Source organism: Keratinibaculum paraultunense (assembly GCF_016767175.1).
Classification (GTDB): Bacteria; Bacillota; Clostridia; order Tissierellales; family Tepidimicrobiaceae; genus Keratinibaculum; species Keratinibaculum paraultunense.
In genome coordinates this window covers 963,088-980,274 of the sequence record NZ_CP068564.1, presented here as the reverse complement: position 1 = coordinate 980,274, position 17,187 = coordinate 963,088, and the positions used below count along the sequence as shown (strand labels likewise).

The window sequence follows — 17,187 nt, the reverse complement described above, 5'->3', positions numbered from 1 at the left end:
AAAAAATATTATTTGCGTAAATATAATTTAGCCTTTTTCCATAGTATTTATTCTTTAAAATTTTTATAAAAATGTTAAGTAAATTACCTATTACTAATTACTGGAAATTAAAAAAGCATTTTACAATTGTAAAATGCTTTTTTAATCAAATAAAATTTTATTTCTTTTTTAACATTCTAGACATCTCTAACATTTCTTTTGCATGAAGTTTTGTAATATTTGTTAAGTCAACTCCACCCAATAATCTTGATAATTCTTCTATTCTCTCTTGTTCATTTAATCTACGAACTTTAGTTATAGTATTATCATTCACAAAATCCTTTTCAATAATAAAATGAGTATCTGCTAATGCAGCTATTTGAGGTAAATGGGATATACATATAATTTGATGATTATTGGATAACATTTTTATCTTTTCTCCTACTATTTGAGCTGTTCTTCCACTAATTCCAGCATCAATTTCATCAAATATTAAGCAAGATATATTATCATAATTAGCCAATATAGTTTTAAATGCTAACATTATTCTGGACATTTCTCCACCAGATACAATTTTAGACAATGGTTTTAATGGTTCACCTTTATTTGTAGATATCAAAAATTCAACTCTATCCCATCCATTAGGTGAAAAATATTCTAATCTATCAAAATTTATTTTAAATATTGCATTTGGCACATTTAACTCATGCAATTCCTTGGTTACAGAAGCTTCAATTTCTTTACTTATATTTTTTCTCATTTCAGTTAACTTAGTACAATAATTATATAACTCCACTTCTATAGTCTTTATTTTTTCATTAGATTTCTTTATTTCCTGTTCATTGTTTATAAGCGTTTCTAATCTATTAGATACATATTCTCTATATTTTAGAATATCTTTTACAGTATTCCCATATTTTTTTTTAAGACTATTTATCATATCTAATTTTCCTTCAAGAAATTCCAATTTTTCTTCATCTATAACTATATTATCTAAATAATTTTTTATATCTCTTGATAATTCCTGTAAATCAAACCCTATATCTTCTATAATTTTATTGTATTGCTTTATTCTATCATCAAATTCTGTGATTTCCGTTAAAATTGCTACACATCTATTAACACCGTCTATTAAAGAAAAACCATGATAAGCTTCATTATCTAGAATATTAGATACTTCAGCTAATTTACAACCTATATCTTTTATATTGTTCATCTTTATATATTCTTTAGATATAGTCTCTTCATCTAAATCTAGTAAATTAGCATTATCAATTTCATCTAATTGATATTGTAATAGATCAATTTCTCTATCTCTTTCTAAAGAATTCATAGATAATTCTTGAAGTTTCTTTTTTTCTATCATTAATTCCTTATATTTCTTTTTAATTTGCTCCAATAGATCTTTTAATTTATCATCTCCAAAAGAATCAACTAACTTAATGTGATTATTTACATCTAATAATGATTGGTGCTCATGTTGCCCATGAACGTCTACTAAAGTGGAAGTAATTTTATTTAACATCGTTAATGTAACAGTTCGTCCATTTATTCTTGATACACTTCCACCTTCAGAAAATATCTCCCTTGAAATTAATAAATAATTACTCTCATCTCTATCAATACCAAAATCATCTAATATTTTATTAATACTATCTGGTTCTTCTAAATAAAATAAACCTTCCAATATAGCTTTATCTTTCCCTGTCTTTACCAAATTTTTATTAGCTCTTCCACCTAAAATCATACTAATTCCTTCAGCTATTATGGATTTTCCTGCTCCTGTTTCACCAGTAATAACATTAAAACCTTCAGTAAAATTAATTTTTAAATTATCTATAATAGCAAAGTTACTAATATTTAACTCAACTATCATAATTTATACCCCCAAATTATTTGAGTAAATTTTGTATACTCGTTAAAACATGATCCATTAAATCTATATTCTGAATAGCAACAAATATAGTATCATCTCCTGCAATAGTGCCTACAACACCTTCTATATTAAAATTATCAATTGCTGATGCGCAAACTTGAGCTGCACCAGGTAAAGTCTTTACTACAACAATATTTTCTGCCACTTCTACATTTAAAACAGAAGATTTAAATATATTATTTAATCTTTGATAAATTCCCTTATGACTAGTATCTATAGTTGCATATTTATATTTCCCTGTATTAGTCAGAACTTTTACAAGTCTTAATTCCTTTATGTCTCGTGAAATAGTAGCTTGAGTTATATCTATTCCTTGTTTTAATAAATGCTCTGCTAGCTCTTCCTGAGTTTCTATTTCATATTTATTAATCAAATTTAAAATAATCCTCTGTCGTGTATATTTATTCATTTTCCCCTCCTAAATCTTATCTAAAAAATATAAAATTATTTTAAAAATTTATGAGCTTTATCTACAATATTTATAATATATTCATCGTCAATAGATTTTTTATACGTATCTTTAGAAATATATGATAAAAATTCAATATTACCAGTAGAACCTGTTATCGGAGAATAATCTAAATCTATTATATTTAAATCTATGGAATTGCAAAATTGCTTTATAGCTTTTATAACCTCTATATGGATTTCTTTATCCCTAACTATGCCTTTTTTACCTACTTTTTCCGGTCCTGCTTCAAACTGAGGTTTAATCAAAGCTACTATATATCCTGAATCCGACAATAGCTCTTTAGCTACAGGCAACACTAATTTTAATGATATGAATGAAACATCTATTGTAATAAAATCAAATACATCTTCTATATCTTCTTTTGTAACATATCTAATATTAGTTCTTTCCTTGACTATTACTCTAGAATCCTCTCTCAACTTCCAATCCAATTGTCCATACCCTACATCTAATGCATATACCTTCTTAGCTCCATGTTGAAGCATACAATCAGTAAATCCACCAGTAGATGCACCTATATCCATAGCAACCTTATCTTTAAAATCTATATTGAATGATTTAATTGCTTTTTCTAACTTTAATCCTCCTCTACTTACATAAGGCAATGGATTCTTTTTTATTTCAATAGGAGCATCTACACTAATCTTTTCACCTGGTTTATCAATCCTCCTATTTCCTATATATACTGCACCTTCCATAATAAATCTCTTAGCTTTTTCTCTAGATTCTGCTAATCCCTTCTCATACAAAACAACATCCGCTCTTTTTTTTCCCATACAATCCTCCTAAATATCAATTTCTTTCACTTTTTTGTTTTTTTATTATCCCTTTTATCAGAAAATATAGTTAATCCAAATTTTTTTTCTAAGAAATTAAATACTTTTGCTATTTCAAAAATTATTTTCTCAGAATATGATATGGCAACTGATTTTCCTAAGGCTTTGCCTCCTACAGTTAAAGAAGCTACTAAAGAAGTAATTATTATACTCAATAAAGTTCCATTTTTTATATCATAAATATTTATTATTTTATATATTATACTACTACCTATTGCACCACTGACAATTCCACTTATATCCCCAATAACATCATTGCAAAAATTAGATACTTGTCCAGCATTTTTTATTAATTTTATTGCATATTTAGCTTCTTCCACTTTATTGGCAGCCATAGCATGAAAAGGTTTTTCATCTGCAGTAGCAACTGCAATACCAATAATATCAAAAAAAATTCCAATAAATATGATAATTATAAGTATTATAAATGCAAGAAATATATTTAAATTTTTTACCAATCCCTCTGTGATTATGCTAAACACTATAGCCATAACAAAAGTCCAAATTGTTATCATACTAACCCATTTAATATTATATTTATTAGAAAAATTACTGTTTTCATTTTTATTCATTTAATAATTAGCTCCTTCACAATATAATAAAAAGCTGATAGTATATTATATATATTATACTATCAGCCTACACGAATGGCAGCATACTGAGTAAATCTTACGGCTTAAGGTCCAGCAGGATTTCCCTGATAAAAACTGTATGTCGCCATAACAGCGGTTTCCCTTTAATTTTATCACTACTGTGTCACCAACAGTAGAGCTGGATTACCACTTAGTCCGCACTGTAATCCTCAATATGCCTCTCCTAAGAGCAGTCTAGGAGTTTTCCTCTACAACCAGTCTAATCCTTAGCCTCTTTTGCAATTTAGGTTTCGATAACATAACTATCATTGCTTGGGCCCTTCACACAATGATAGTTGAACTTATCATCCGCCTAAATCACTCAAGGCAGGCTACTCTAAGTGTAGCTATTCATTAACACTTAGGTTTATCTTACCACGTCCCAAATGGTAAGTCTCCGCGAAAGTAGGGTCAACGCCTGCATGCCATTGCAGATCGCCCCATCTTTCTTACTCCCTGCATCGACCCTCAACTGGGCGTTGCGAGCCGAAACAAGGAACTTCATCGATATGCCCTTCGACGGATTTTTAGCCCCGCCCTCGAGATTAGCTGTGTTGACTAGAATACTGCGCCACTCTTATTTTCATTAAATATTATAGCATAATATTTATAATTATTCAATATGTATCTAGTACTTTCTTCCTGTCAATTCTTTTGTAAATTCCACTAAAAAGCTAATATCTTTATTATCAGCAAATTTATTTAAAATATCAATAGCTTTTTTACTAAAATCAATTACTTTACTTTTTGCATAATCTACATCATGATAACTTAAATAGGTAAGTTTTTTTATTTCACTATCTTCTTTCATATCCAATATATCATCTTTAATTTGATATGCCAATCCAAGATATAGACCATATTTTCTCATATGTTCTATATCCTTATTATTACCCCCACCCAATATTGTACCTGCTACAACAGAAGCTTGTATTAAAGCAGCAGTTTTACATTTATACATAAATATAAGCTTATCTTCATCCATTGGAATTTCACTAGATATTAAATCTATAACCTGACCACCTATCATTCCATATATTCCAGAGTAATTTCCAATCTCTTTCATAGCTTTTGTATATTTCATATAATCATTTACATTTTTAGAATGCTTTAATGTATGATCAAGCATAGTTTCAAAAGCTAGATTTAATAATCCGTCACCTGCTAAAATAGCTATAGCTTCACCAAATACTTTATGATTAGTTGGTTTACCTCTTCTAAAATCATCATTATCCATTGAAGGAAGATCATCGTGAATAAGGGAATAAGTATGTATCATCTCTATAGCTAGTGAAAAAGGTATAGCATTTTCATACTCATCACTAAACATCCTACAACTTTCAATCAATAAAATTGGTCTTACTCTCTTGCCACCAGTAAATAAGCTATATTTAATAGAATCAAATATAATCTCTTGATATCCGATTTTCCCATAAAAAATTTTCTCTAATTCAGTATCTATTATATTTTTAAGTTCATTAAGTTTTTTTGCTAATGTCATTTATTTATACCTCCACTTGAAAATCTTCCTCTAGCATGTTTCCTTCATTATCTTCAATTAATATCTTAACTTCACCTTCTATATTATTTAGTATTTTACTACAATAGTTGTATAAAGCTACCCCTCTTTTAAACTTCTTAACAGAATCTTCTAATGTTATATCTTCACTTTCCAAAGCTTCCAAAATTTCCTCTAATTCTTTTAGTGCCTCTTCATAAGTCATATTATCCATATTATTCATCCAAAAACTCTCCTTTGCTAATTTTAACCACTTTTAACGTTAACATACCATCCTTCATTATTAAATATAAACCTTGATTAAGATTTATGTCATTTACACTAGTTATCATATCTCCTTTTTCATCTAATAAAAGTCCATATCCTTTTTCTAAATACGACATTGGATTTAAATAGTTAATTTTACTATATAGATTGTTTACATAATTCTTGTTTTCATTGATTTTATTATATATTAAATTAGTTAAATCCTTAAATATATTATCTAACTCCTGTGCTTTTTCTTTTATTTGATTGATAGGATTATAATAAATTAAACCTCTTTTTATATATTTTAATTTAATAAAATTATTATTTAAAATATATAAAAAATTTTTATTTAATCTATTAAATTTTCCCTTTAAATTATCGTTTAATTTGTCTAACTCTGGAGTAGCTAATTCTGCTGCAACTGACGGAGTAGGTGCCCTTAAATCTGCAACAAAATCTGCTATTGTAAAATCAGTTTCATGACCTACTGCTGAAATTACTGGCTTATTCATAGAGAATATTGTTCTTGCTACTTTTTCATCATTAAAAGCAAATAATTCTTCCATTGAACCTCCTCCACGTCCAGTAATAATTACATCAATATCATCCCTTTCATCTAAATATGAAAGACCTTTACATATTTCACAAGCTGCTTGTTCTCCTTGAACCAATACGGGATATATTAATACATCTACAATAGGATATCTTCTTTTTATTACAGTAATAATATCTCTAATAGCAGCTCCAGTAGAAGAAGTAACTACACCAATTTTTTTAGGCATAGAAGGTATATTTTTTTTGTTTATTGGATCAAATAATCCTTCTTTTTCTAATTTATTTTTCATTTCTTCAAAAGCTATAAATAAATCACCTATGCCACTTTTTTCTATTTCCTTTGCATAAAGCTGATAATTCCCTTCTTTTTCATAAACAGAAATATAGCCTGTAATTACAACTTTTAATCCATCTTCTAGTTGAAAATTTACAGTTTGATTATCTGATCTAAACATTACACACTTTAGCTTGCTTTTTTCATCTTTTAGTGAAAAATACATATGCCCACTATAGTGATGTTTAAAATTTGAAATTTCTCCTTCCACTTTTATACTAGAAAGAATTATATCATTTAAAAATACCTTTTTAATATATTGATTTACTTCACTTACCTTTAATGGTTTTAATCCCAAAAATATCACCTACTAAATTTACTCTTTGATTTTTCCCAAATATGCTATACCAACTGCATTATCGGTACATAATTTTGGACTTGGGAAATATATATTTATACCACTTTTAGTTAATTCTGTGCTTAAATTTTTCCTTATAAAAGTATTAGCAGCTACTCCTCCTGTTATCAATACATTTTGTATATTATAAATATTACATGCATTTAATATAATGTGCATTAAAAATTTAGATATTGTATGGAACAATAATCTAAATATATCCTCATACTTATATTGATTTTTTTCAATTAATGTCTTGAAATAATTTTCCATCCCTGATAAATTAAACCAAAATCTATTTTTTATGCTTACTGGAATATTTAAGTTTAATTTTCTACCTTCCTTAGATATTTCATCCATCTTTTTTCCAGATGGAAAGTTTAATCCCGCATAAACCCCTATCCTATCTATAAGCTGACCTACACTTATATCTAAAGTACCTCCTATTATTTCAATTTGTAGACAATTTTTTTTATTATTAACTAATAATAATTCCGTGGTACCTCCAGAAATATGAAGACTTATAAAACTTTCAATATTTTTAAAACTACTAGATATTAATCCAGCCCCTATATGCCCTTCTTGATGACTGAATTCATTATAATCTGTATTTAAAACTTTAGACAAAACAAAAGCCTGTCCTTTACCAACTACAAAAACAGGCATATAAGATCCATTTACATTTCTAGGCTTAGTGCTACACGAAATACTTTTTATTTTAATAACATCAATTTGTTCGGTCATATGTTCCACTAATAGAGGTAGATTTTGAACATGCTGAAATACTGCTTCTTGTTGTCTTAATCCTTTTTTCCCTTTTTCTACTTTTAGTAATTTAGACAAATTTAATATAATATTATCATCTTCATCTAGCACAGCTAAAGATGTAGTATATGAAGAAGTATCTATACCTACAAAATATCTAGTCATATATTATCCCTCGTTTTTATAAATCCGCCCAAAACTCCATTGATAAATTTTGCAGACTCCATTGTATTATATTTTTTAGCAATTTCTACGGCTTCATTAATTGATACTTCTATAGGAATATCGTTTCTATATAAAATTTCATATATTGCTATTCTAAGGATAGATAAATCTATTTTTGCTAATCTATGTATTTCCCACCCTCGAATATTTTGTTCTATATGGGAATCTATTAAATTAATATTATCTACTATAGTGTTAATAGCATGTTTGATATAATCTTTTTCATTTTTATCAAAGTTATTATTTTTAAAAAATTTTTCTACAAATTCTTCAGAAAAATCTGAATTTATTTCCATTTGGTATAATAATTTCATTGTAGATTCTCTTGCATATTTTCTACCCATCCTATACCTCCTGATAGTATCTCTATTTTATTCTTTATTACTATTAGGAATAATTTTTTCTATTAGTTCTCTAAAATCTTCCTTATTATCGGATTTACTTCCTAAATAATATCCTAACCAAGTACATAATGCTATAAACAAAGTTTTAAAAAAACCTATATTTAAAATTAATATCGCTATTATAAATCCTATTATACCACCAAAAAATTTTCCTTTATGCTCTTTAACCCATTCTATAAATTTATTAATTATCTCTTTTGACAATTTACCAACACCTCTACTATCATTTCACATTTCTTATAGGTGTAGCTACATTAGTAATCAATACTTTTACTTCACTAACATTTACTCCTGTACAGTTTTCTACATGTTCCTTTACTTTTAATTGCAGATCTTCTGTAGTTTCTGGTATATTTATTTCAGGAGATACTTGTCCTTTAAGATTAATAAAAATTTGCCCTTCTATTATATCTACTTTAGTTTTTATATCTCTAATACCAGTAAAATGATCAGCGACTGATTGCACCAATCCAACTATAGTATCAGATGATATATTGATTTCTCCATGTTCAGTTCTTTGAATTAAATAAGTGGTTTTATCTTTAGATTTATCTCCTTTTATAGCCACAAATATAAATCTAATACTAATTAAAAAAAATATTAACCCTATCAAAGTATACATATAGTCACCAATCATGTTATCTAATAACATTTGAACACTATCTCTTGAAAGTAAATCAAATGGCTGAAAAGGAAACAACACCAAAGCTAATGAAAGTATAGCTATGCATAATGAAAAAATAAATAACAGTATTTTATCAATAATAGTCATTTAGCTTCATCCTCCCTAAATAATACTTAAATTTACCCTCTGGAATCCAGAGGGTAAATATACTATTTTACACGTGGTTCAACTTCTACTTTGTCAGGTTCCTCTTTAGGTATATTGACACCTTGTACATTTACATTTACTTCTACTACATTCAAACCAGTCATAGTTTCTACTGTTTCTTTAACTTTTTTCTGTACATTTTTAGCAACATCAGAAATCTTAGAACCATATTCTACTATAATAAATATATCAATAGCAGCCTCTTTTTCACCCACTTCTACTTTAACACCTTTCGATAAGTTTTTCATTCCTAACATTTCTGTAAAATCAGCAGTCATTCCACCGCTCATTCCAGCTACCCCTTCTACCTCTGTAGCTGCCAATCCAGCTATTATAGCCACCACTTCATTAGCAATCTTTACCGTACCATATTTAACTTTTTCATCATTCGCCATATTAGGCACCTCCTATTATTCTCCTACTCTTTACAAATATTATATCAAAGCTTAAGCTTTTTTACAAACATTTCTAATTTTTTTTCATAATTTCTATATTAGATGCATCCAAATTTGTTTCTCCCATCACTATATCTAAAATTTTCACTATATCTTGTTCTGTAAGTTCATCTTTAGATACAACTATTTTAGCTCTTTCATCATTTATAAAAACTAGAGCCTCGTCAAATCCCTTAGCCTTTATTAATCCTTCTATAGTCAACTCTTTTTCAATTATATCTCCAATATTTATAATTTTTTTCTGTGCTTCAGTTCTTACTTCTTCTGTTGTATTCTCATTTTCTATTATAGCATTTAATCTATCTATTAATCCAGCCCTTAGTTTATCTCTATTTAACCTTTGTTCTATAAAATAATTTTTAGAACGTAAACTATCTTCCTTGCTAATGGCTTGACTAATATTAGAATTTGTTTCCTTAGCTATCTCATCAATATTTTCACCCTTTGTATCCAATATTTCTATATCGTCATTTTCTTTTTCTTCTTTCCTCTTAGAAATAGTTTCTATTAATTCCTTATCTTCCCCTTCTAAATTCTTTACCATTTCCATCTCTTCATGTTTTTGATAATCACTAGAAACTTTTGATGAAGCCTTCAAGGTAAGATTATGATTAATATATCCAGTAATTATCAACAATACTATTAAAACAGTAATTATTACAGGTTTTTTCATTGTAAACATCTCTATCCCTCCTATTTACTAGAATACACTTCTACCTTATTCCCTGATATACCTAGTACGGTTTTAACTGCTTCATATAACATCTCTTTAATTTCTAAATTTTCAGCACCTTGAGCAATTACTATAACACCTTTTACTGTAGGTTTAATTTCTTTTAAAATTACCAATCCCCCTTCACCACTTGTAACTACCTGAATAGTCATATCATCTCTTACAATTTCTCTAGTTCCTCCATGAGCATCTATTTCATTAGTGATTTCATTATTTTTAGTTGTATTGAAAGCTGGAACTTTTTCAATAGTATCTTCTAATGTGATCATAACCCTTACTTTCCCTACACCTTTTAGTTGACTTAATATATCTTCTAGTTTTTTTTCTAATAATACACCATAATCAGCTTCAATAGTTTCAAGTACATTCTTATCATCATTAGTTTCAAAATCAGTACTTATTTTATTATCTTTATCTTCTATAAATATATTGGTTATTATTAAAAGTATGATTCCTAATGTCAATATTATGAATAAATTATTCATGATTTTTTTGTTATCTCCTGTTTCTAAATATTTTTTTATTTTATTCACCAAATTTTCCATCTAGTTCACCTACCTTTGAAGAATTTAAAAATATTTTTATGTTTTCTTTTGGTATATCGAAATTTTGATAAATAATTTTCTTAAGTTCAACTGCATCCCATTCTAAAAATTCCTTATGTAAATCCATTTCATTATTTATATCTTTTATTGAAACATCTTTTATTTCTACTGTGACAATACTATCTTTAGTTTCATCCTCTTCTTTTTCTTTTTCACTCACTAATATTTCTAGTTGTTGTAATTCTTCAAATTTTTCTTCATTGATATAGATATTAATATAATCAACCTTGTAATTGCTTGTCTCATAAATTAGCTTTTCTAACTCTGACTTAAACCTATTAATATATAATTCTTTGATTTGTTCATCCTGTGTTGATAATAATTCACTTTCATCCTCCAAGTTATAATCACTTGTTTCTATATGTATTTCTGAAATTAAATCATCTATATTGTAATTTTGATTTAATAACTTTAAAAAAGGTGAAATTAGCACCAATATTATTAAAAAACCCACTACCATATTAATGTATTTTCTCATATTACTATTAGGAAGAAGTATCTCAATAAGAGTAATTATAATAAATATCATAATTATATCCTGTAACCAATGTTTCACAAAAGAAATTAACTTCATACTCTCACCTACCTAAACATTAATGCTGTATTTCCTGCATCTACTATAATTGTAATCGTTATAAAAAACATAATTGCTACAGACAATATTCCAATTAACACTAATAAAAGTGCTTTTCCTACTTCCATAAACAAATTTACAATATTGTCATTAGCAATAGGTTCTATAATAGCTCCAATAAATTTATATACAAACATTAATACCATGATCTTTATGCCAGGAATTATACAAATTAAAAACAAAGCAATCAAACCTACAGTTCCTATTCCATTTTTTAGTATTACGGAACAACCTATTACAGTTTCAACAGCATCTGATAAAAATTTCCCTATTATTGGAATAAAATTATCAACGGCATATTTTGCAGTTCTTATAGTTATTCCATCAACTTTTGTACCTATACCATATACAGTAATTATTCCAATAAATATTGTAAGGAATATGCTTATTAATACTATAATAATTTGCCTAATTAACTCTGACAATTTAGTAAATTGAACTTTTTGTGACACATTGCTTATAATACCTATAATAAAAGAAAACAGTATTAATGGAAATATTAATTCTTTCACCATAGAACTTATTACATTTATACTACCAATTAACATAGGATGAAATAACAATTTGCTACTCGCTCCACTAGCGGCTGTCAACAATGTTAATAGAATAGGTAAAATTATTTGCATGAAATTTACCATTTGTTCTACAACTTTTTTGCCTAAATCTAAAGATATAGTAAAACTATTAATAATCAACATAGCTAAAATAATATAACATATATAATGAGCTAAATAACTTACAGTATCTCTTTCAAAATTACTTTGTAAATTAGTAAGCATAGAACAAGCTATAACTATTATCATTATCTGAAAAATTAATATAATATTATCTATAACTTCTGAAAAAAATATTTTACCAATGGAAATTGTCAATGTTTTTATATTTAAAGGATTGTCTCCTTTTAATATAGATAAAACACTGTTTTTAATATTTATTTTAGGATAATAACTTCCTGTAGATTTCACTATATCTTCCAACACTAATTCCAATTCTCTAATATTTAAATTATCTAACTGTTCTCTTATAAAAACATCTTCCATATTATCCTCAGCCCAAGCTAATCTACAGGGGTAAAAAAACAAGAATAATATTGATAAAACTAATAATATTTTTATTATAATCCAAATGTTTTTTAACATATTTTCACCTTTATGGAAGTATTTTTATGATAAGATCTATCAAAGCTAATAATATAGGCATAGCAAGTACCATTATTATAATTTTACCCCCTAATTCAACTTTGGAGGCTATTGCTTCTTCACCTGCATCTCTTGATATTTCGGCTCCAAATTCTACTATATATGCAATTCCAATAATTTTAAGTACAATAGTAAAATATGCAGATTCCATATTTGTATATCTAATCAACTGACTTAATGTATCAATTATATATTTTAATTTATCTAATAGCATTGAAATTATAAATATTCCTGTGACTATACTTACTATTATGGCAAATTCTGGTCTATCCCATTGACGTAACAATACCACTAAAACAGTAGAAACTATTCCTATGGTTACAATTTGTAAAATTTCCATATAACCACTTCCTGTTAATATAATTGAAATAGTGTTTTTATATTATCAAATAATTTACTAATTAATCCTATTACAGCTCCAAATACTATTACTACTCCCACTAAAGTGGTAATAAAAGCAAACTCCTCTTTTCCTGCTTTATCTAAAAGAATTTGAAGTATGGATAGCAATATCCCTATACTTGCTATTTTAAATATTAAATCTATATTCATATCATTTCTCTCCTCTTAAATAAGTATTATTACTATAGCAAGCCCAATTAATATACCTAAATTTTTAAACATTTTTTCATTTTTGTCCCTATCAAGCTTTGCTTCTTTTTCTAATATAATAATTTGATTTAAAATTAATTTGAAATTTTTTTCTTGATCTTCTCTATTAGATGTTCCTAATACTCTACCTAAAGATAATATTATTTCTATATCCTGTTGCTTAAAACTTAAATTATTTTTTAAAATATGTTTTATACTATAAAAGCTATAATATATATCTTCTACTTTGTTTTTTAGCATATGTTCTCTAATTTCTTTAAATATAAAAGAAACATTTTTGTTCCCTTTTTTGTATACATTTAGTAAAGCATCAGGTAAAGGCACTGCACCATAAACAATTTCTGTTTCCAATATCTTAATACACTGTTCCATATAAATTAAATTGTTTAATCTATTGGAATATCTATTTCCATAAGTAAATCCAATTAAACTTGTTGAAAATAAAATTAATAATCCTCCTAAAAATTTCACAATAAACATATAATAACCTCTTTCTATCACATAATAGAAGTAAACTTTTTCCCCTCAAGAATATCCTTAACAGTACCTACCCCTCTAGAATTATCTAAAAAAATATATCTTTCAAATATTCGCTCTTCTATTAAAATTTTGAGACTATGTCTAGAGATTAAATCTTGTATATTATTTCCATGAACTGTAGCTAATATATTTACCCCAGCTTTTAAACTTTCATGAATTGCTTCTATATCTGATATACTTCCTATTTCGTCCATAGCAATAATATCTGGTGACATTGCTCTTAATAGCATATTAGTCCCATCTTTTTTATTACATCCATCCAATACATCTGTTCTTATGCCAATATCATGTTGAGGAACACCATTATACATACCTGCTAATTCAGATCTTTCATCAATAACTCCTATTTTAAATCCTTTGTCTAATAAATGAAAACCATTGCTTAAATTTCTAATTATATCTCTTAAAAGAGTAGTTTTACCACATTGTGGTGGAGAAATTATCAGTGTATTATATATTTTTTTATTAACCATAGATATAATATATTTTAATATATGTTCAGATACTCCCTTTTTTTCTCTCGCAATCCTTATATTTAAAGAAGAAATATCCCTTATAGTATCAATACCATGATCTTTATATATTACTTTTCCTGCAATTCCTACTCTATGCCCACCTTTCAATGTAATAAATCCATTTCTAATTTCCTCCTCAAATGCATAAATAGAATAATTGCTAATTAATTTAAAAGTCTTATCTATATTTTCCTTGCTAACTTTTATGCTTTTCCCATAATCTTTTGTTAATTTTCCTTGTGCATTTATAAAATAATCTTGTCCTTCAAAACTTATAATAAGTGGGCAACTATTTCTTAATCTAATTTCTTCTACTTTTGTTTTGTATTCTAAAGGCATAATTTTTAACGATTTCTGTAATTCTAAACATATATATTCTAATACATTATCAAATTTTTCTAAATCACAATTCTCCATAACATGTCCCTCCTTTATATATAAATATGAACAAGCTAAAATAATATGCAAAAAAAATAAAGACTTAAAGTTAAATTTAACTTTAAGTCTTTATTTTAAGAAACTAATATTATTCTTCTTCTTGAAATTCATCTAATTCATTATCTTCACAAGAATCACATTCAAACTCCATACATTCTAAATCATCTTCATCAAAAGGATAATAATCATATTCGTTATCATCATAATCATATCCATATATTTCATCTTCCACATCTGATAAATCTTCATCAATATAAAACATGTATTCTTCTAAATCTTCAAATTTTTCCATAACATCTACCATAGCATCGGCAAACTCTTCTAATGTATCTATAATTTGCATCAATAGTTTGCCTTCACTTGATTCTTCGTTAATTTTCATTCCTTCTGCTAGCCCCTTTAAATAAGCTACTTTTTGATATAAATATTCCATAATATTTCCCTCCTTAAATATTTTATAGTTAATATTATTCCCTACACTCTTGATAAATACTCACCTGTTCGAGTATCTATCTTAATTTTATCCCCTATATTTATAAACAGAGGAACATCTACTACTGCTCCAGTTTCGAGAGTAGCAGGCTTTGTTGCACCAGTAGCAGTATCTCCTTTTATTCCTGGTTCTGTATGAACCACTTCTAATTCTACAAAATTTGGTGCTGTTACTTCAAAAGGTTTACCTTCATAAAACTTAACTATAGCATTATCATTTTCTTTAATATACATTATAGCTTCCTCTACTTGCTTTTTTTCTAAAGGAAACTGTTCATAAGTCTCATTATCCATAAAATAATATAACGAACCATCATTATATAAATATTGCATTTCCCTAGTTTCTATACGAGCTAATGGATACCTATCATTAGGATTAAACGTAGTCTCTTTAATAGTTCCAGTCATAACATTTTTAATCTTTGCTCGTACAAAAGCTGCACCTTTTCCAGGTTTTACATGCTGAAAATCAATTATCTGATATACTTCACCATCCATTTCAAATGTAATGCCTTTTTTAAAATCTCCTGCAGATATCATATACTTTCATTCCTCCTTAAAGTAACTATTATATCATCATATACAATGCTTCTAAAGCTAATATATAGCTATATATTCCAAATCCTGATATTTGCCCTGTACATACCGGAGCAATAACAGATTTTTTCCTAAAATCTTCTCTAGCATATATATTAGATATGTGCACTTCAACTATTGGAATATTTAATATTTCTAAAGCATCCCTTATAGCTAAACTATAATGAGTATATGCTCCTGGATTAATTACAATACCCTTAATATTATTTTCTAAACTTTGGTGTAATTTATTTATAATCTCCCCTTCTATATTTGATTGAAATATATCCAACTTCATACCATATTCCTTGGCTCTATTATAAAGTAGCTCATCTATATATTCTAAAGTATATGTTCCGTATATTGTTTTATCCCTTTTACCTAATAAATTCATATTAGGACCATGAATAACCAATATATTCATATGTATCTTCTCCTTACTTTACCTATACAATTATATCAATACTTTAAACTAACTACAATAACTATATTGTTTAAATATAATAATTATTTCGTTTGCTATCTCCTCAATTGACTTGTTGTCTATGGAAATTATATAATCTGCAATTTGTTGATATATTTTATATCTATCTTTTAATATTCTATTTATATTGTTATATAAATCACCTTCTTTTAGTAAGGGTCTGTTTTTTTCCCATGATGGTGATGCTTTTATATTAGATATTAATACCTCTATACTTCCATCTAAAAAAAATAAAATTCCATTTTTCTTTAACATTTTTCTATTAATATCTTTTAATATGGCACCCCCACCTGTAGATATAACCATTTTATCACCTAAACAATATTTAAGTATTACTTGACTTTCCAATTGCCTAAAATAATCCTCTCCGTTATATTTAAATATATCTTCTATAGTCTTTCCTGTATATTTCAATATTATATCGTCTGTATCTATAAACTTAAAATCCATCTTTTTAGAAATACATTTACCAACAACTGTTTTACCAGCTCCACTCATCCCAATTAATACAATATTTTTCAAATTTATCACCTTGTTTCATCATGACGAGGTTTTTCTTTTACGATCTCAATAGCTTTAGTAACCTCTTTTATTAAATCCACATCATATTGATAATCTAATATGTTTGATTTAGCATAGAGACTTCCTTTTTCTGTAACTACATACTTAGGTTTTAAATTATTTAAGGCAATAGCTGCAATATCCAATTTACATTTATTGCATTTACAAACATCATCTCTATTTTTCAAGATTTTGTCTATAACATCCATAACTTGCTTTTCTTTTAAGTTTTTTAAATTCATAATTTCACTCTCCTCGTAAATAAAAC

At 26.9% G+C, this 17,187-nt stretch carries 25 protein-coding genes; all 25 read right to left on the bottom strand.

What is annotated here, in order from left to right; genetic code table 11:
- Positions 1-157: 157 nt before the first annotated feature.
- The 25 genes from recN to JL105_RS04690 all read right to left on the bottom strand — a co-directional run bounded on the left by recN (position 158) and on the right by JL105_RS04690 (position 17,161).
- Positions 158-1,855, bottom strand: coding sequence for a DNA repair protein RecN (recN, locus tag JL105_RS04810; protein WP_132026148.1), 1,698 nt, complete (start codon positions 1,853-1,855; stop codon positions 158-160).
- A gap of 16 nt (positions 1,856-1,871) precedes the next feature.
- Positions 1,872-2,324 (bottom strand): arginine repressor, encoded by a 453-nt coding sequence (locus tag JL105_RS04805; protein ID WP_132026146.1) that lies wholly within the window; start codon positions 2,322-2,324, stop codon positions 1,872-1,874.
- A 35-nt stretch (positions 2,325-2,359) separates the two neighbouring features.
- Positions 2,360-3,163 (bottom strand): TlyA family RNA methyltransferase, encoded by an 804-nt coding sequence (locus JL105_RS04800; protein ID WP_132026144.1) that lies wholly within the window; start codon positions 3,161-3,163, stop codon positions 2,360-2,362.
- 26 nt (positions 3,164-3,189) lie between these two features.
- On the bottom strand, positions 3,190-3,795 hold the full coding sequence (locus JL105_RS04795; RefSeq protein ID WP_132026142.1) for a hypothetical protein: 606 nt from the start codon (positions 3,793-3,795) through the stop codon (positions 3,190-3,192).
- Positions 3,796-4,483: 688 nt separating this feature from the next.
- Positions 4,484-5,356 carry a polyprenyl synthetase family protein gene (locus JL105_RS04790; protein WP_132026140.1) on the bottom strand — a complete coding sequence of 291 codons (873 nt, stop codon included), beginning with the start codon at positions 5,354-5,356 and terminating at the stop codon, positions 4,484-4,486.
- Between the two features lie 4 nt (positions 5,357-5,360).
- Positions 5,361-5,597, bottom strand: a complete 237-nt coding sequence (gene xseB / locus JL105_RS04785; protein ID WP_237722310.1) for an exodeoxyribonuclease VII small subunit — start codon at positions 5,595-5,597, stop codon at positions 5,361-5,363.
- Positions 5,590-6,819: an exodeoxyribonuclease VII large subunit gene (gene xseA / locus JL105_RS04780; protein WP_132026138.1), complete on the bottom strand. Its 1,230-nt coding sequence runs from the start codon at positions 6,817-6,819 to the stop codon at positions 5,590-5,592. The genes xseB and xseA overlap by 8 nt, the downstream gene beginning before the upstream one ends.
- Before the next feature lie 9 nt (positions 6,820-6,828).
- A complete protein-coding gene (locus tag JL105_RS04775) occupies positions 6,829-7,779 on the bottom strand; it encodes a Kae1-like domain-containing protein (protein WP_132026136.1) in 951 nt (316 codons plus the stop codon).
- Positions 7,776-8,183, bottom strand: coding sequence for a transcription antitermination factor NusB (nusB, locus tag JL105_RS04770; RefSeq protein WP_132026134.1), 408 nt, complete (start codon positions 8,181-8,183; stop codon positions 7,776-7,778). Before nusB ends, JL105_RS04775 begins: the two co-directional genes overlap by 4 nt.
- Before the next feature lie 27 nt (positions 8,184-8,210).
- Complete coding sequence (locus tag JL105_RS04765; RefSeq protein ID WP_132026132.1) at positions 8,211-8,447, bottom strand: DUF2273 domain-containing protein; 237 nt, start codon at positions 8,445-8,447, stop codon at positions 8,211-8,213.
- 19 nt (positions 8,448-8,466) lie between these two features.
- Positions 8,467-9,015, bottom strand: a complete 549-nt coding sequence (gene amaP / locus JL105_RS04760) for an alkaline shock response membrane anchor protein AmaP (RefSeq protein WP_132026130.1) — start codon at positions 9,013-9,015, stop codon at positions 8,467-8,469.
- 62 nt (positions 9,016-9,077) lie between these two features.
- Positions 9,078-9,470 (bottom strand): Asp23/Gls24 family envelope stress response protein, encoded by a 393-nt coding sequence (locus JL105_RS04755; RefSeq protein WP_132026128.1) that lies wholly within the window; start codon positions 9,468-9,470, stop codon positions 9,078-9,080.
- A gap of 73 nt (positions 9,471-9,543) precedes the next feature.
- The gene (locus tag JL105_RS04750; protein WP_132026126.1) at positions 9,544-10,212 is read right to left on the bottom strand and encodes a SpoIIIAH-like family protein; all 669 of its coding nucleotides are present in this window, start codon (positions 10,210-10,212) and stop codon (positions 9,544-9,546) included.
- Positions 10,213-10,223: 11 nt separating this feature from the next.
- On the bottom strand, positions 10,224-10,808 hold the full coding sequence (locus tag JL105_RS04745) for a sporulation stage III protein AG (RefSeq protein ID WP_132026124.1): 585 nt from the start codon (positions 10,806-10,808) through the stop codon (positions 10,224-10,226).
- Positions 10,789-11,442 (bottom strand): stage III sporulation protein AF, encoded by a 654-nt coding sequence (gene spoIIIAF, locus JL105_RS04740; RefSeq protein ID WP_132026122.1) that lies wholly within the window; start codon positions 11,440-11,442, stop codon positions 10,789-10,791. The genes JL105_RS04745 and spoIIIAF overlap by 20 nt, the downstream gene beginning before the upstream one ends.
- 8 nt (positions 11,443-11,450) lie before the next feature.
- The gene (spoIIIAE, locus tag JL105_RS04735) at positions 11,451-12,641 is read right to left on the bottom strand and encodes a stage III sporulation protein AE (protein WP_132026120.1); all 1,191 of its coding nucleotides are present in this window, start codon (positions 12,639-12,641) and stop codon (positions 11,451-11,453) included.
- Between the two features lie 10 nt (positions 12,642-12,651).
- Entirely contained in the window at positions 12,652-13,041 is a 390-nt protein-coding gene (spoIIIAD, locus tag JL105_RS04730; RefSeq protein WP_132026118.1) for a stage III sporulation protein AD, read from the bottom strand.
- Between the two features lie 14 nt (positions 13,042-13,055).
- Positions 13,056-13,253 (bottom strand): stage III sporulation protein AC, encoded by a 198-nt coding sequence (gene spoIIIAC / locus JL105_RS04725; RefSeq protein WP_132026116.1) that lies wholly within the window; start codon positions 13,251-13,253, stop codon positions 13,056-13,058.
- A gap of 15 nt (positions 13,254-13,268) precedes the next feature.
- On the bottom strand, positions 13,269-13,793 hold the full coding sequence (gene spoIIIAB, locus JL105_RS04720) for a stage III sporulation protein SpoIIIAB (protein ID WP_132026114.1): 525 nt from the start codon (positions 13,791-13,793) through the stop codon (positions 13,269-13,271).
- A gap of 17 nt (positions 13,794-13,810) precedes the next feature.
- Positions 13,811-14,785: a stage III sporulation protein AA gene (spoIIIAA, locus tag JL105_RS04715; RefSeq protein ID WP_132026112.1), complete on the bottom strand. Its 975-nt coding sequence runs from the start codon at positions 14,783-14,785 to the stop codon at positions 13,811-13,813.
- 109 nt (positions 14,786-14,894) lie between these two features.
- A complete protein-coding gene (locus JL105_RS04710; RefSeq protein ID WP_132026110.1) occupies positions 14,895-15,239 on the bottom strand; it encodes a CD1247 N-terminal domain-containing protein in 345 nt (114 codons plus the stop codon).
- A gap of 41 nt (positions 15,240-15,280) precedes the next feature.
- Positions 15,281-15,838, bottom strand: coding sequence for an elongation factor P (efp, locus tag JL105_RS04705; protein WP_132026108.1), 558 nt, complete (start codon positions 15,836-15,838; stop codon positions 15,281-15,283).
- Positions 15,839-15,866: 28 nt separating this feature from the next.
- Positions 15,867-16,298 carry a type II 3-dehydroquinate dehydratase gene (aroQ, locus tag JL105_RS04700; protein WP_132026106.1) on the bottom strand — a complete coding sequence of 144 codons (432 nt, stop codon included), beginning with the start codon at positions 16,296-16,298 and terminating at the stop codon, positions 15,867-15,869.
- Between the two features lie 48 nt (positions 16,299-16,346).
- Positions 16,347-16,880: a shikimate kinase gene (locus JL105_RS04695; protein ID WP_132026104.1), complete on the bottom strand. Its 534-nt coding sequence runs from the start codon at positions 16,878-16,880 to the stop codon at positions 16,347-16,349.
- A 5-nt stretch (positions 16,881-16,885) separates the two neighbouring features.
- Complete coding sequence (locus JL105_RS04690) at positions 16,886-17,161, bottom strand: late competence development ComFB family protein (protein ID WP_132026102.1); 276 nt, start codon at positions 17,159-17,161, stop codon at positions 16,886-16,888.
- Positions 17,162-17,187: the final 26 nt, after the last annotated feature.

Bases quoted from the DNA above. Each gene is read 5' to 3' on its own strand.
- recN (WP_132026148.1), bottom strand. From the start codon at position 1,855: ATGATAGTTGAGTTAAATATTAGTAACTTTGCTATTATAGATAATTTA.
- JL105_RS04805 (WP_132026146.1), bottom strand. From the start codon at position 2,324: ATGAATAAATATACACGACAGAGGATTATTTTAAATTTGATTAATAAA.
- JL105_RS04800 (WP_132026144.1), bottom strand. From the start codon at position 3,163: ATGGGAAAAAAAAGAGCGGATGTTGTTTTGTATGAGAAGGGATTAGCA.
- JL105_RS04795 (WP_132026142.1), bottom strand. From the start codon at position 3,795: ATGAATAAAAATGAAAACAGTAATTTTTCTAATAAATATAATATTAAA.
- JL105_RS04790 (WP_132026140.1), bottom strand. From the start codon at position 5,356: ATGACATTAGCAAAAAAACTTAATGAACTTAAAAATATAATAGATACT.
- xseB (WP_237722310.1), bottom strand. From the start codon at position 5,597: ATGAATAATATGGATAATATGACTTATGAAGAGGCACTAAAAGAATTA.
- JL105_RS04775 (WP_132026136.1), bottom strand. From the start codon at position 7,779: ATGACTAGATATTTTGTAGGTATAGATACTTCTTCATATACTACATCT.
- nusB (WP_132026134.1), bottom strand. From the start codon at position 8,183: ATGGGTAGAAAATATGCAAGAGAATCTACAATGAAATTATTATACCAA.
- amaP (WP_132026130.1), bottom strand. From the start codon at position 9,015: ATGACTATTATTGATAAAATACTGTTATTTATTTTTTCATTATGCATA.
- JL105_RS04755 (WP_132026128.1), bottom strand. From the start codon at position 9,470: ATGGCGAATGATGAAAAAGTTAAATATGGTACGGTAAAGATTGCTAAT.
- JL105_RS04750 (WP_132026126.1), bottom strand. From the start codon at position 10,212: ATGTTTACAATGAAAAAACCTGTAATAATTACTGTTTTAATAGTATTG.
- JL105_RS04745 (WP_132026124.1), bottom strand. From the start codon at position 10,808: ATGGAAAATTTGGTGAATAAAATAAAAAAATATTTAGAAACAGGAGAT.
- spoIIIAF (WP_132026122.1), bottom strand. From the start codon at position 11,442: ATGAAGTTAATTTCTTTTGTGAAACATTGGTTACAGGATATAATTATG.
- spoIIIAE (WP_132026120.1), bottom strand. From the start codon at position 12,641: ATGTTAAAAAACATTTGGATTATAATAAAAATATTATTAGTTTTATCA.
- spoIIIAD (WP_132026118.1), bottom strand. From the start codon at position 13,041: ATGGAAATTTTACAAATTGTAACCATAGGAATAGTTTCTACTGTTTTA.
- spoIIIAC (WP_132026116.1), bottom strand. From the start codon at position 13,253: ATGAATATAGATTTAATATTTAAAATAGCAAGTATAGGGATATTGCTA.
- spoIIIAB (WP_132026114.1), bottom strand. From the start codon at position 13,793: ATGTTTATTGTGAAATTTTTAGGAGGATTATTAATTTTATTTTCAACA.
- spoIIIAA (WP_132026112.1), bottom strand. From the start codon at position 14,785: ATGGAGAATTGTGATTTAGAAAAATTTGATAATGTATTAGAATATATA.
- JL105_RS04710 (WP_132026110.1), bottom strand. From the start codon at position 15,239: ATGGAATATTTATATCAAAAAGTAGCTTATTTAAAGGGGCTAGCAGAA.
- efp (WP_132026108.1), bottom strand. From the start codon at position 15,838: ATGATATCTGCAGGAGATTTTAAAAAAGGCATTACATTTGAAATGGAT.
- aroQ (WP_132026106.1), bottom strand. From the start codon at position 16,298: ATGAATATATTGGTTATTCATGGTCCTAATATGAATTTATTAGGTAAA.
- JL105_RS04690 (WP_132026102.1), bottom strand. From the start codon at position 17,161: ATGAATTTAAAAAACTTAAAAGAAAAGCAAGTTATGGATGTTATAGAC.